Annotated in this window: 13 protein-coding genes; 4 read left to right on the top strand and 9 right to left on the bottom strand. The window is 48.5% G+C overall.

Features of this window, described 5'->3' with window-relative positions; all coding sequences use genetic code 11:
- The 8 genes from Q0Y54_RS07915 to Q0Y54_RS07880 form a co-directional block, all read right to left on the bottom strand.
- The coding region (locus tag Q0Y54_RS07915; RefSeq protein ID WP_297966067.1) for an Abi family protein at nt 1-885 on the bottom strand (885 nt) is incomplete at its 3' end.
- A gap of 6 nt (nt 886-891) precedes the next feature.
- Nucleotides 892-1,527, bottom strand: coding sequence for a lytic transglycosylase domain-containing protein (locus Q0Y54_RS07910; protein WP_297966064.1), 636 nt, complete (start codon nt 1,525-1,527; stop codon nt 892-894).
- 11 nt (nt 1,528-1,538) lie between these two features.
- Entirely contained in the window at nt 1,539-2,129 is a 591-nt protein-coding gene (gene coaE / locus Q0Y54_RS07905) for a dephospho-CoA kinase (RefSeq protein WP_297966062.1), read from the bottom strand.
- Nucleotides 2,130-2,160: 31 nt separating this feature from the next.
- The gene (mutM, locus tag Q0Y54_RS07900; RefSeq protein ID WP_297966060.1) at nt 2,161-2,991 is read right to left on the bottom strand and encodes a bifunctional DNA-formamidopyrimidine glycosylase/DNA-(apurinic or apyrimidinic site) lyase; all 831 of its coding nucleotides are present in this window, start codon (nt 2,989-2,991) and stop codon (nt 2,161-2,163) included.
- Nucleotides 2,992-3,006: 15 nt separating this feature from the next.
- On the bottom strand, nt 3,007-5,670 hold the full coding sequence (gene polA, locus Q0Y54_RS07895; RefSeq protein WP_297966058.1) for a DNA polymerase I: 2,664 nt from the start codon (nt 5,668-5,670) through the stop codon (nt 3,007-3,009).
- Nucleotides 5,671-5,804: 134 nt separating this feature from the next.
- Nucleotides 5,805-7,358, bottom strand: a complete 1,554-nt coding sequence (locus Q0Y54_RS07890; RefSeq protein ID WP_297966057.1) for a L,D-transpeptidase — start codon at nt 7,356-7,358, stop codon at nt 5,805-5,807.
- Nucleotides 7,359-7,483: 125 nt separating this feature from the next.
- Nucleotides 7,484-8,869, bottom strand: a complete 1,386-nt coding sequence (locus Q0Y54_RS07885) for an amino acid permease (protein WP_297966068.1) — start codon at nt 8,867-8,869, stop codon at nt 7,484-7,486.
- 197 nt (nt 8,870-9,066) lie between these two features.
- Nucleotides 9,067-9,249: a hypothetical protein gene (locus Q0Y54_RS07880; protein WP_297966055.1), complete on the bottom strand. Its 183-nt coding sequence runs from the start codon at nt 9,247-9,249 to the stop codon at nt 9,067-9,069.
- Between the two features lie 419 nt (nt 9,250-9,668).
- On the opposite strand from Q0Y54_RS07880, the gene Q0Y54_RS07875 reads away from it, so the two are divergent.
- A complete protein-coding gene (locus Q0Y54_RS07875; RefSeq protein WP_297966052.1) occupies nt 9,669-10,277 on the top strand; it encodes a chromate transporter in 609 nt (202 codons plus the stop codon).
- 15 nt (nt 10,278-10,292) lie between these two features.
- The gene (locus Q0Y54_RS07870; protein WP_297966050.1) at nt 10,293-10,856 is read left to right on the top strand and encodes a chromate transporter; all 564 of its coding nucleotides are present in this window, start codon (nt 10,293-10,295) and stop codon (nt 10,854-10,856) included.
- A gap of 41 nt (nt 10,857-10,897) precedes the next feature.
- Here the strand turns inward: Q0Y54_RS07870 and murI are convergent, their stop codons facing one another.
- Entirely contained in the window at nt 10,898-11,722 is an 825-nt protein-coding gene (murI, locus tag Q0Y54_RS07865) for a glutamate racemase (protein WP_297966048.1), read from the bottom strand.
- A 127-nt stretch (nt 11,723-11,849) separates the two neighbouring features.
- On the opposite strand from murI, the gene Q0Y54_RS07860 reads away from it, so the two are divergent.
- Nucleotides 11,850-12,848 (top strand): site-specific integrase, encoded by a 999-nt coding sequence (locus Q0Y54_RS07860; protein WP_297966046.1) that lies wholly within the window; start codon nt 11,850-11,852, stop codon nt 12,846-12,848.
- Nucleotides 12,849-12,854: 6 nt separating this feature from the next.
- A partial coding sequence (locus Q0Y54_RS07855; RefSeq protein WP_297966044.1) for a hypothetical protein occupies nt 12,855-13,325 on the top strand: 471 nt, incomplete at its 3' end.

The following is a 13,325-nucleotide window of genomic DNA, read 5'->3' as shown; positions in this document are numbered from 1 at the left end:
CTTTTGGGCATATTTTAAAACCGGCAGAACCACCTTATTGTTGTCAAAAAAATGCATATGCCGGTTAAAGCGCTTATTAACCAAATCGTTTAACAATTCCAGCTGAAAATGCTTTTCCTCTGTACTGCTGACAATATGCCAATATACATACAGGGTAATATTCAGCTCCTTAATAAAGGTCACATGATTCATGGCCCGGGAATCCCCTTCCTCCAGGCCCAGCCCCATGGCTATCCGTACCGCATCCTCCGTGTCACTGCAGGCAGCCGAGGGACGCAGGCTGAACATGAGGCAGTTGTTATGGGCAATACTGTTTCTCAGGGCCTTCACCACATTGAGATACTTGGTTTCCACATGCTTTTGCTGATATTTTTCAAAATACAAATCATACAGGTCAATAAACTGGGAAAAGGTCTGTACCTCAATAATATTCCACACCGCAAAATTGCCATTATATTTTTCAATAAGTCCCTTGGCGTATTTTGACTGATGGCGGGACAGCTCCCTGTCCAGATATTTGTGCTTCTCCATATATTCCGTAACAATCGAATACCCATTTTCCTTTTTATTTTTGGCCAGGGCATTCAACAGCTGTATTTTGGCGTAATGCTCCACATCCTGCACCAGATTAAACATAACCCGCCGATAATACAAATCAATGAGGGACAGCTCCTTCAGGTAGGCAAACTCCAAATCAATATACCGGGTGCCCACACCACTTTTTTTAATTTTTTCATAATTCTCGGCATAATGCTTAAGGCGAAAATAATATGTATGCTTGGCCAGATATTCCAGGGCCTCTGGTTCCTTTACTATATTAAAGCCAATATTTTGGGACTTCATCTGCTGAATTTGCCCCTGAAGATTGAGTTTATTATGAGCCAAAAGAGTCTACTCCTTTTCTCCATATAATTCCAGATACTTCTTTTCGTTTCGTAAAACGCCTTTTACATACATCTCCGTTTCCCGAAAGGGAATGGCGGAAATATCATCAAAATTGTAATCCCAGCCATAGGTCTCCATCCACTCCTCTACATTGCCATGACCGGCGTTATAGGCCGCCAGGGCCAATATCTTATTGCCATGGAAATCCCTGAGAAGACGGGCCAGATACCATGACCCGTAGTAAATGTTCATTTCCGGAGCCTCCAGCCGCTCCACAGTATAGCTGCCATCCTTCATCTCCGCAGCAATCCATTGGGCAGTATCAGGCATAAGCTGCATAAGGCCAATGGCCCCTGGGGTGGACACCGCATTATTTTTAAAATTGCTTTCAGATTTTATGACAGCAGCCACCAAAAACTCATTTACATTATTTTCTGCACTGCACACCTGAACAATACTGCGGTAATGGTAGGGAAACATAAAGGTCTGCTGAACACTTTTCTGCTGCATCACAAAGAAGGCCACGAAGGACATGAGCAGGATGATTATACCTACAGCACAGCTCCAGGTCCTTCTCTGAAATTCTTTTTTGCGGCGTAGATACTCCCGGCGACGTTTTAAACGTTCGTCTTCACTGTCCATTCTCCACCTCCTCACCTCATGCTGCTCAGCTGCACACCAAGCTGATGGCGCAACGCCTTTCGGTCTCCATTATTGTCAATGATAACATCACTTAATTGTTTCTTTTCTTCTATGCTCATCTGGGCATCAATGCGCCTAAGGGCCTCCTCCCGGCCAAAGCCGTTACGGGCCATCAGCCGCCGCAGCTGTGTGCCACGGTTTACATAAACCAGCCATATTTCATCAGCTATTGTATCGTAGCCTGCCTCGAAGAGCAATGGCACATCAAGGAAAATCACCTTTTCCCCCCTATTTTGTGCCTTATCGGTCTGGGAGAGCATTTCCTCCTTTATCAGGGGATGAACCAGGCTATTGATTACCGCCAATTCCCTTTGGTTATTAAACACAATATCCGCCACAGCCTGACGGTTCAGGGTTCTGTCAGCATTTATTACCTGTCCCCCGTAGCGGGAAAAATACACCTGCCATATCGGTTGGTCAGGCTCCGCCAGCTGCCAAGCAATTTTATCACAGTCCACCACCGTAAAGCCCTGTTGGCGGAGATACTTGGTTACCGTACTTTTGCCGCTGGCAATACCGCCAGTCAAACCAATAATCTTCATAATTGTCAGCTTCCTTAATTATTTTAAGCTATCATTTCAGCTGTTGGCAGGCTGGACAGAACACGGTACCCCGTCCCCCCACCTTGATTTTCTTCATAATGGTTCCGCATTTAAGGCAGGGCTTGCCCCCACGCCCATAGGCATACAGATGCTCCTGATGACTGCCCTTTTCACCATTGCCGTCCCGGTAATCCCGGAAGGTGGTGCCACCATCATTTATACCATCCTCGATTACCTTATTAATGGCGGCAAACAGCGCCTCTGCCTGATCCTCCTCAATGGAATCCGGGGAGGTCATGGGGTGAATGCCGGCCAAAAACAAGGCTTCATCCACGTATATATTCCCCAATCCGGCGATATTGGACTGATCCAGCAGAAAGGTCTTAATGCTCCCCCGCTTGGCGGCAAGAATTTTCTGCAGATAGGCCAGGGTAAAGGCCTCAGACAAGGGCTCCGGCCCCAATTCCGCCAGCCCCTTTATCTGTGGCAGCTCCTTCTCATTCATAACGTAAATGGTACCCAAGGTGCGGCTATCTGCGTAAACCAGCTTGCTGCCATCTGAAAAATCAAATATAATCCGGCCATAATCCGGCAGGCTCTCCCCCTTGGGACAATAAATAACCTGTCCCGTCATCCGCAGGTGAAAAATCAGGAAAAAATCATTGGTGGTCTTCATAATAAGGTATTTTCCCCGACGCTCCAGCTTTTCAATGGAGGAAAACAGCAAGCGATACATAAATTCACCGGGAGTAGGCCACTTTATCTGACGATCCAACAAAATCTCTATCCGCTTAATTTTCTTCCCGATAAGATTTGGCTCCAATGAGCGTTTTATCGTTTCAAGCTCCGGCATTTCTGGCATATACTAATCCTCCTACTACTTGGCCTCAGCCCAATTTTTCCCCATATTTATATCTATGGACAGGGGTACACTTAATTCTGCAATATGCTCCATGGCCTCCTTCAGAATGGCTTTTACCTGAGGAATTTCCGGCTCCGTTACCTCCAATACCAGCTCATCATGGACCTGTAGGAGAATTCTGCTCTTTAGATGGGCCTCCTTAAGCATGGTGTGGGCCTTAATCATGGCCAGCTTAATAATATCCGCCGCCGTTCCCTGAATAGGTGTATTCATGGCCATACGCTCCGCCAGCATGCGCTGGGTATAATTACTGCTGTTAATGGACGGCAGCTCGCGACGCCGGCCAAAGGCCGTCTGAACATAGCCCTTGGCATGGGCCTCCTCCACCACCTTATCAATAAAGGCCTTAACCCCTTTGCATTTTTCAAAATAGCTGTCTATATAGCCCGCCGCCTCCTTGCGGGTAATCCCCAAATCCTGGGACAGGCCATAATCACTCATCCCGTAGACAATACCAAAATTTACGGCCTTGGCATTGCGGCGCTGGCTGGGGGTAACCTTCTCTATGGGTATACCGAATACCTCAGCCGCCGTCCTGGCATGAATATCCTCGTTACGGCTAAAGGCCTGAATAAAATTCTCATCCTGGGACATATGGGCCAATACCCGCAGCTCAATCTGTGAATAATCGGCACTGAGCAAATAATCATAGCCCTCACCGGGCTCAAAGAGCTGACGTATCTGTTTGCCTTCCTCGGTCCGCACGGGAATATTCTGCAAATTCGGATCCGAGCTGCTGAGGCGGCCTGTGGCCGTAACCGTCTGATTAACGGTGGTATGCACCCGGGCCGTCCCCCCGTCTATAAGCTGATTTATGCCATCCAGATAGGTGGTCTTCAGCTTGTTCCACAGACGGTAGCGCAATATCTTCTCAATAATGGGATGCTCACCCCGCAGCTGATTTAATACCTCGGCATTGGTGGAATAGCCGGTTTTGGTCTTTTTAATCACAGGCAGACCCAGGCCTTCAAAGAGAACCTCCCCCAGCTGCTTGGGGGAATTAATATTGAAATCCCGCCCCGCCAGCTCATGGATTTCTGCCTCCAAATCAGCTATTGTCCTGCCAACACTTACGGACTGGTCCAGAAGCTTGCGGCGATTGACGTATATACCATTACCCTCCATATCCGCCAGTACCTCCACCAGGGGCAGCTCCATATCAAAATACAGCTTGTCCAGCCCCTTGTCATGTATGGTTTGAAGCATTTCATTGCTGATGCGCTCCATGGCCAGGGCCTGCCAGGAAGCCTGCTCCTGAACCCCTGCCTTCTGGTCCGGTGCCGTCAGGGACGGTGCAAAGGAAGCTGCCAGCTCCTCCATATCGTATTTGCTGCTTGCCGGATTGAGGAGATACCCCATGAGCTCCAAATCATACACCCTGCCTTTTACCTCCAGGCCGGCATGATAATAATTTTTCAGGCCATGAAGGTATTTTTCCACTGCCCCGTCACTGAGCAATGGCTTTATAGCCTCCCAAAGCTCGTTGTCATCGGTGTTCTCCACTGGAAACAGGGATGCTGACATTATATCATCTCCGAGGGCTATATGCATGAAATAGCGCCGGTCATTTACGGCAATTCCCAGTCCGGCCAAAGACATGGCAGGTGCCTGGCCGCTGAATAGGGCAGACAGACAGACCTTGCCCGCCTGTTGACACTCCTGCACCAGCTGTCGGGCCTGGCTGACCTCACTGATAAGGGTACAGGCCGGAAGCTCGGCCATGGGGGCCGTCTCCACCCCTTCAGCATTATTAATAAAGGGCTGAATGGCCTTCAGCATAGATTTTATATTATACCGGGTATAAAATCGGATAAGCTCATTGCCATCGGTGTGGATTTTAAAGGCCTCCCCATCAAATTCCACCGGCACATCCAGGCGGATAGCCGCCAATTTCTTGGACAAAACCGCCATTTGCTGATTTTCCCGGATATTCTCCTTTAATTTCTTGCCGGCGATTTCCTCCACATGCAGGAGCACCTCCTCCACAGTGCCGTAGGCCGCCAACAATTTGATGGCAGTCTTTGGCCCCACCCCCGGAACCCCGGGAATATTATCGGAGCTGTCCCCCATAAGCCCCTTCATATCAATGAGCTGAATGGGGTCCAAGCCATCATATTCAGCCTGAAAGGCTGGAACATCATATACCGTCAGCTCAGAAATCCCCTTCTTGGTAAACAGCACCTGCAAATCAGGCTTAACCAGCTGCAGGGCATCCCGATCCCCGGTGACCACATAGGCCTCACAGCCATTGTCCAGGGCCTTGTTGGCCAAGGTACCAATAATATCATCGGCCTCATAGCCGGCCATTTCAACAAAAGAAATACCCCAGGCCCGGGCCAGCTCGTGGAGAAGGGGAATTTGGCTTAATAATTCCGGCGGCGTCGGCTTTCTGGTGCCCTTATATTCCGCAAACATGTCATTGCGAAAGGTTTTTTTCCCTGCATCAAAGGCGATGACCAAATAATCAGGCTTCCATTCCGTCATAAGCTTCACCAGCATGTTGGAAAAGCCGTATATAGCATTGGTAAATTCCCCGGATTTTGACTCCAAAAGAGGTAATGCATAAAATGCCCTGTATAAAAGGCTGCTTCCATCCAGAATAAAAAATTTATTTTTCAAACCGATACCTCCATCCGTACACCATCCACGACCGGGCACAAGAAAGCAGAGATATAACATACCTCTGCTTTTGAAAACCTTCTTACTTGAGTTATTTAGTTACAGGCTCAACATGTCTGGTATATTTGAATAGTTTAATTATTTTTCTTCATTGTCTTTTTAGTTGTTTGGGACTGGGCGGCATTGCCGGAGCCGGCTTGCTCTTCATGCTGCTGAGTCGCCAGACGGCTACCGGCCGGGGTACGGCTGCGAACCATTTCCTTTAGGGCCGGGTCCGCCTGCTTAGTCTGGTCACCCTGCTTGGCTTGGTCACCCTGCTTAGCTTGGTCACCCTGCTTGGCCTGGTCATTCTGATTGGCCTGGTCATTCTGATTGGCCTGGTCATTCTGATTAGACTGGACAGTTTGCTGTGGGGCCGTTTGCTGTGGCATTACAGTCTGCTGTGGGGCCATTTGTTGTGGCGTTACAGTTTGCTGTGGGGCCGGCTGCTGTGGCGGGGCAGACTCCCTTAAATGATTTGACGCATATACCATTACATTATTGGAGTATTTGCCCCCGCTAATATCAAACAGGCTCTCAGCCTCATCGGCATTTATGTAGAGAACCGACTTAAAATCATTGACCGAAGCCATCCCATAGGCGGTTTTCACCATACCGGCCTCCTGGTTGGCATATATCGGCATACGCAATGCTTCAGCCACCTGATACACCGGCAAATAATATATACCATCCTTCTGAACAGCCTTCCAGTCCAGCTTCTTGCCGTCAATAATCAAGCTGTAAGGCTCGGCAACATAATTGGGCTGGCCATCGGCGGCATCCAAATTTTCCTGAATGGACTCATCACTTTCAAAATACTCCACCCCGTAGCCATGGAGCCAAGCGTTCACCTGGGCCACTGTAAGGGGCTGACAATCGTAGGCATCCGGATAAATATAATACACTACCATGCCATCAGGAGCCTTTTCCATAACACAGCGGTTATAATAAACCTCCACAGGAGTACCAACATCCACCCGTTCAAATAAATCCTCCACATCCGCCTCCCGCATTCGGATACAGCCCTTGGAAGCATATGAGCCAATGCTGGATGGATTATTGGTGCCGTGTATACCATAATACCCGTTGAAGCCAATCCACCGATACCCCAATGGATTGTCCGGCCCGGAAATAACCACATTATCGCGGTCAGCCGGGTCAACCCAGGTTGGATTTACCTCCATATCCACCACCGTATAATAACCTACCGGTGAAGGGGTGGAAGCCTTGCCGCAGGCAATGGGATACAGTCTGGACTTAACTCCCTGCTCATACAGATACAGGCCGCGGCTGGCCAGATTTATCAAAATCTTCGTTCCGTCATTAACCTTGGAAATCAATGCCTCCTCATGATGGTCCTGCTCAGCCGTTCCCTGTGAGGTGGCCCCATTGGCCGCCGGAGCCGTTTCCTGTTGAGCTGCAGCATTGACCGCCGGAGCCGTTTCCTGTTGGGCGGCAGCATTGGCCGCCGGAGCCGTTTTCTGTTGGGCGGCAGCATTGGCCGCCGGAGCCGTTTCCTGTTGGGTGGCGACATTGACAGCCGGAGCTGTCCCCGCGCTATTTGCCGGATCTGCCGCCCATGCAGTTCCCGTTACAAATAACGACACTGCACAAAGAATGGCAGCAATTTTCTTCGATTTAAAACCCATAATATTCATCCCCCGGATAAAAATAAAATTCCACTGTCTAGTTTATCATGGCAACATACATTTTTCAATGTCAAAACACAATAAAGGCCCTTCTCAGATGGGCACTGAAAAGGGCTCCGCCAGCTTCACCAATTACTCTTTTCAAGTGATTGCTTCCACTTTTTGTGTGAATGGCCGGCTTTATAGACTGCCATGGGAATTATCAGGCTGATCAGCCCCAGGTAAATGGTCTCCCGCAGCTCCGGCTCCGAAGCCACAATAATTATACATATAACCTGGGTCCATATACCAAACTGGGTCACAAAGGGAAACAAGGGAGTCTTATACCGCAATCTGTCCACCGAATTTCTGGCCTCACAGTGCCTGCGGAAATTGTATTGACTCCAGCATATGGAAATCCAGGCAACAGCTCCGGTAAAGCCTGACAGGGACAACAGATAGGTATAGGCCATATCACTTGTATCAAAGCTATACAGCAAAATTATCAGCCAACAGGTGGCGATGGTTACTATTACTGAATTCTGGGGCATGCCATTTTTATTGAGCCTGGACAGGCTCTTTGGGGCCATGCCGATTTTGGATAAGGAATAAAGGGCCCGGCTGGTACCATAAAGACCGGAATTGGTACAGGACAGGGCCGCCGTCAGTACCACAAAGCTAAAAAAGGCGGCAAATTTATCAAGGCCATAATAGGACAGGGCCACGGCAAAAACACTTTCCTCCAGACTGGCCTTATCCCATGGCAAAATGGAAATCAGCACGGAAATGGGAATAATATACAGGGCGATAATCCGCCAGCTCACATTCCGCACTGCCACAGGAATACTCTGCTCCGGATCCTCACATTCACCGGCCGCCAACCCAATGATTTCCGTTCCCTGAAAATTTACCAAAATAATGGTCATGGTAACGATAATGGCCCAATACCCATTGGGGGCAAACCCGCCGCTGCCCAACAGCAGGGTGGTTCCCAAATACCCCTGGTCGCCGATTATACCTAAAATTATCAGGACACCAACCACCGCAAAGGCCATAAGGGCAAAAATCTTTATAATAGCCAGCCAAAACTCACTCTCACCAAATTTGTCCACCTGAAACAGATTAATCACCGTAACCAGCAGGCAAAAAACAATTGCCCACCACAGCTGGCTGACCTCCGGCACGAAATTATTCATAATAATACCGGCGGCAATCATTTCCGATGGAACGTAAGAAACCCATGTAATCCAGTAGGTCCAGCCCACCCCACAGGCCCATGTGGGATTAATGTACTTTCTGGCATAGGTTATAAAGGAGCCTGCTATAGGTTCAGCCACTGCCAATTCGGCCAGGCACAGCATGACGCACAATACGATGGCTCCCCCCAACAAATAAGAGACTATGGCGGCCGGTCCGGCCTTTTCCAAAATATAACCTGTACCCAGGAAATATCCGCTGCCAATTACCCCACCTAAGGATATAAGCTGTAAATGGCGATTTTTCAATCCCCGGTTCATTTCCTTTTCTGTCATTGCCTCATTAACACAACCTTCCATTCATTACCTGCAGCAGGCCCTCATCAGGTGCAGCACTGCATCATTTGCCAAATCCGCTCTGCTAAATATTATGTCAAAAGCTTTTTGTGGTCAGGCAATTTATCCCAGTGGCCAAATCGGCCATGCTGGATATTTTTAAATCTTTTTTGGTCAGACAATTTATCCCAGTCGACCTATTTATCATCAGCGTCCTCCTGATGCTGGCTGCTGTTGTGCCGCTTGTTGTATATCATCAATGCGATGACCGCCACGACAATTCCCAGCATACTGGTTACAGCAGATATGTCCTCTGGAGCCAGCTCAGATATCAGCCAAAAAAGGAGCACTGCAGCCAAACATAATTTCAATATATCCATCCACCATCATCCCTTCACTAATTACTCATTTCAGTATTGTACCATTTAATTCCTGATTTTTAAATTTTTAATCTTTTTTTAATTTTTATCTCATACTTATTTAATTTGAAAACAATAAAATAGTACCACATCATAGGATAGAAGCTTTCTATCCTGTGACAGGTTAATCAAGGTTAATGTAACAAGCAAACCTCTCCATTTGTATGTTGCGATAATTAGCCTTGATGTAAATCCCATTATCATTCCTTCTCCGTAAGAAGTCCCTTTTCTCCAAGGGGCTTCTTTTATTGTGTTTTTTTGCTATCTATATTAAAATTGTAGGATAAAATGCATCTTATTCAGGTGAAGTTAAGCTCCATCCTGATATATTCGAATTTTACCTGTTATGACGCATAAAATGTAAAGGAGATTTGTAAAACATGAAGGATGAACCTCAGCAGCTGGCGGAGGCTGCAGCAAAGCTTAAGATTGTGCCCGGCACCAGTCACTTTTATTGGGTGCTGTTTAAATCCACCTTTCTCATCAGTGCCTTTACCGTAGGAGGCGGCATGGTTATTATTCCACTGCTGAAGAAGAAATTCGTGGACGAATACGGCTGGATTAACGACAAGGACACCCTGGACATTACGGCCATTGCCCAATCCCTGCCGGGAATAATGGCGGTGAATGCCTCCATTATGCTGGGCTATAAGATGTCCGGCCTCCTGGGAACCCTGGTAACCATCCTGGCCACCATTCTTCCTCCCCTGATTACCATTACCATCATCGCCTTTTTCTACGACCTGTTCGCCCATAACCATTATGTGCAAATGCTGTTAAAGGGCATGCAGTGCGGGGCCACAGCCGTTATTATTGATGTAGGGCTCAACCTGGTATACAAGCTCTTTAAAAAGAAGCTATTGCTGCCCATCTTAATCGCCCTGGGCACCTTTGTGGCCTCCCTGTGCTTCAAGGTTAATCCGATGTACTGCGTTCTGGTGGATGCCATTATCGGTCTTATGCTGCTCAGAGATCCAAAATACAATTAACAAGGAGACCCTGAAATGAACATATTACTTTTACTGTATTGGGAATTCTGTAAAATCGGCCTGTTCTGCGTGGGAGGGGGCTATGCCTCCCTGCCCTGGATTCAGGCGGCGGTGGTAGATGATTATCATTGGCTTTCCTTGACTGAATTCATTGATATTTTCACCATTTCCCAGATGACGCCGGGCCCCATCGGCATAAATGCCGCCACCTTCGTGGGAACGAAAATTGCCGGCACCCCGGGAGCCATTGTGGCCACCCTGGGCTTTATTACACCATCCCTTATTTTATGCCTCCTCATTACCTATCTTATGAAAAAATATGGGGAGCTCAGCGCTATAAAGGGTACCCTGAACGGCCTTCGCCCGGCGGTTGTGGCCTTGATTTGCACGGCGGGCCTCAGCTTTATCTGGCTCTCCCTATGGAACACTGAAACCATGCCAACGGATTTTGCCGACTTTGATATAAAGGGCATAATCATCCTGCTCCTGGCCATGATTGCCGTCAAAAAAAAGGTAAGCGTCATCACCCTGCTCTTTGGCAGCGGAATAGCCGGTTTAATCCTTGGATTACTGCTGTAATTTTAAAAAAGGCCGATGCGTAATGCATCAGCCTTATTTTTTTAATCAAGCCTTATATCATAAAGCTTTTTCGACAATTCCAGCATACCCGGGTCATCGCTGCTGTTCAGCCAGGTAATGTGGCCCGGCTCCGAAGAGGGATTAAGCAGGTTTCGGGCGTACAGCCGCCTTCTGAGCTGTCGGGCCGTCCCCGCCGCCCCATCAAAGATTTTTACCTCGTTATTGAACAGCTCACTGATCACCCGACGGACAAAGGGATAATGGGTACAGCCCAACACCACTCCGTCCACCCTTTTGCCCTCCAGCTTATTAAAATGCCCCATAAGAAATTTTCTCAGCTCCGGGGAATCCAGCTCGCCCCGCTCCACAAACTCAGGCAGACCGGGGAGAGGCATTTTAATGATTTCCGCCCTGTCCTTCCAGGCCTCCATAAGGGTGGCAAATTTTGTCTCCCGCAGGGTAGCCTCGGTGGCCAGCACCAGCACCCTGCCTCCGGGACAATTAATAACTGCCGGCTTCAGGGCCGGCTCTATGGCAATAATCGGCAGCTGGGGATATTTTTCCCTAAGGCGTTTTCCGGCGGCACTGCTGGCTGTATTGCAGGCAATAACCACTGCCTTTACCCCCCTGTCCAGCATATCCTCCACCACATGGGCAGTCAGCTCATATATTTCCTCTGTAGTGCGGCTGCCGTAGGGAGCATTTTTTGAATCTCCGTAAAAAATATAATCTTCATGGGGCAGCAGCCGGGTAATCTCCCGCAGAACGCTGATTCCTCCCATGCCCGAATCCATAATCCCAATTGGATTTTCCCGCATCATATTATCTATATCCTTTCCGCGAATATCTCTTTTTAACTTATACATTATACCCCAATTGTTCAAATTTTTCTTCCCCCGGTGGAAAATTCTTCCCCATAAATCCTCCCTCTATAATGGCCCCGCTATTGATTTACGGGATTTTCTTGTATACAATAAGGGGTGGTGAATAATTATGAATATACGCGATGATTTTCTACTGTACAAAAATGACAATATTAATCAAAATGTGATGCTCAGTGCCAAAAGCAAGCGCCGAATGAAAAAAGCCAAGGCGGATAATACCCTGAAATCCTATTCGGCAGATTGGAATGACTTCACTTACTGGTGCGAGGTCCATGAGGTATCGCCGCTGCCCTGCACCCCGGAAACCATAGTGAATTATATCAACGACCTGGCAGATCACGCCCATGCCAATACGGTGTCCCGGCGCATTACCGCCATATCAGAAAATCACATTGCCGCCGGCTTCCATGACAACAACCCCGCCAAGGATGGCATGGTACGCAATGCCATGCAGGCCATCCGCCGGGAAAAGGGCACCTTTCAACACGGCAAGGCACCTATCCTCATGGAAACCATGTCCCTGCTGGCTGACTTGTTTGACGCCGGGGATTTGGTATCCCTGCGGGACAAGGCCCTGCTGTTCCTGGGCTTTGCCGGAGCCTTTCGCCGCTCGGAGCTGGTGGCTGTTCAGATAAAGGATATTACCTTTTCCCCCCAGGGAATGGTTATCTTTATTCCCCAATCCAAGGGAGACCAGCTGGGCCATGGCAGCCAAATCGCCATTCCCTATGCTCCGGACCCCCATACCTGTGCGGTAACTGCCGTTCAGGACTGGATTGAAGCCGCCAACATAAAGGATGGCCCCCTGTTCCGGGGCTTTAAACGCAATCTGGAACCCCGCAGCACCCAGCTGTCCGATAAAGCGGTGGCCACCATCGTCAAAAAATACATGGGAATGCTGGGAATGAATCCGGATGATTTTGCCGGCCACAGCCTGCGCCGGGGCTTTGCCACCAGTGCGGCCCAGCACGACCTGGATGCATTGTCCATTATGCGCCAGACCAGGCACAAATCGGAAAAAATGGTCCACCGGTATATTGAACAGGGTAATCTCTTTAAAGAAAATCCCCTTAACCGCATGTATGGAACCACACCCAGAAAGGATTAACTGTCGATGTCTAAATCACCTAGTAAATTTTTCATGCTCTTCGGTATTTTTCTGATTTTATTGGGCGGCTTTGGTTGGGGCTTTACCTATGTTTTTGACCATCGCCCCGCCGATAATCTGTCCGGCTATTGTGATATAGATTTTCAGACCGGAGTAGATATAAACGGTAAGGTAAATTCCGCCACCCTCACCCTCCAGGATTACCGCTATTCCAGTGCCAGTCTGCTGCCGGCCATTACCATGATATGCGATGATGAAATATTCACCATGGAGGCGGTGGTACGCCAGACGCCCCCCAGCTATTCCTTTGCCTTTTACAATGATAAAACCACTTTAAAAAATACCAACAAGCTCTTTGTGGAATTTCCGGAAAAATCCTTTGAGGCCATGCGGAAGGCCCAGGTTATCACCATTCAGTTCGCCTACGATAACGGGGATAAGGTGTCCCTGCCCCTTAGTGAACCGGATATGGGCTAC

This window comes from uncultured Anaerovibrio sp., from assembly GCF_947302755.1.
Taxonomy (GTDB): Bacteria; Bacillota; Negativicutes; order Selenomonadales; family Selenomonadaceae; genus Anaerovibrio.
This window is presented reverse-complemented; position numbering and strand designations above follow the sequence as displayed.

Coding starts and splice junctions, on each gene's coding strand:
- Q0Y54_RS07910 (WP_297966064.1), bottom strand. CDS start 1,527: ATGGACAGTGAAGACGAACGTTTAAAACGTCGCCGGGAGTATCTACGC.
- coaE (WP_297966062.1), bottom strand. CDS start 2,129: ATGAAGATTATTGGTTTGACTGGCGGTATTGCCAGCGGCAAAAGTACG.
- mutM (WP_297966060.1), bottom strand. CDS start 2,991: ATGCCAGAAATGCCGGAGCTTGAAACGATAAAACGCTCATTGGAGCCA.
- Q0Y54_RS07890 (WP_297966057.1), bottom strand. CDS start 7,358: ATGGGTTTTAAATCGAAGAAAATTGCTGCCATTCTTTGTGCAGTGTCG.
- Q0Y54_RS07885 (WP_297966068.1), bottom strand. CDS start 8,869: ATGACAGAAAAGGAAATGAACCGGGGATTGAAAAATCGCCATTTACAG.
- Q0Y54_RS07880 (WP_297966055.1), bottom strand. CDS start 9,249: ATGGATATATTGAAATTATGTTTGGCTGCAGTGCTCCTTTTTTGGCTG.
- Q0Y54_RS07875 (WP_297966052.1), top strand. CDS start 9,669: ATGAAGGATGAACCTCAGCAGCTGGCGGAGGCTGCAGCAAAGCTTAAG.
- Q0Y54_RS07870 (WP_297966050.1), top strand. CDS start 10,293: ATGAACATATTACTTTTACTGTATTGGGAATTCTGTAAAATCGGCCTG.
- murI (WP_297966048.1), bottom strand. CDS start 11,722: ATGTATAAGTTAAAAAGAGATATTCGCGGAAAGGATATAGATAATATG.
- Q0Y54_RS07860 (WP_297966046.1), top strand. CDS start 11,850: ATGAATATACGCGATGATTTTCTACTGTACAAAAATGACAATATTAAT.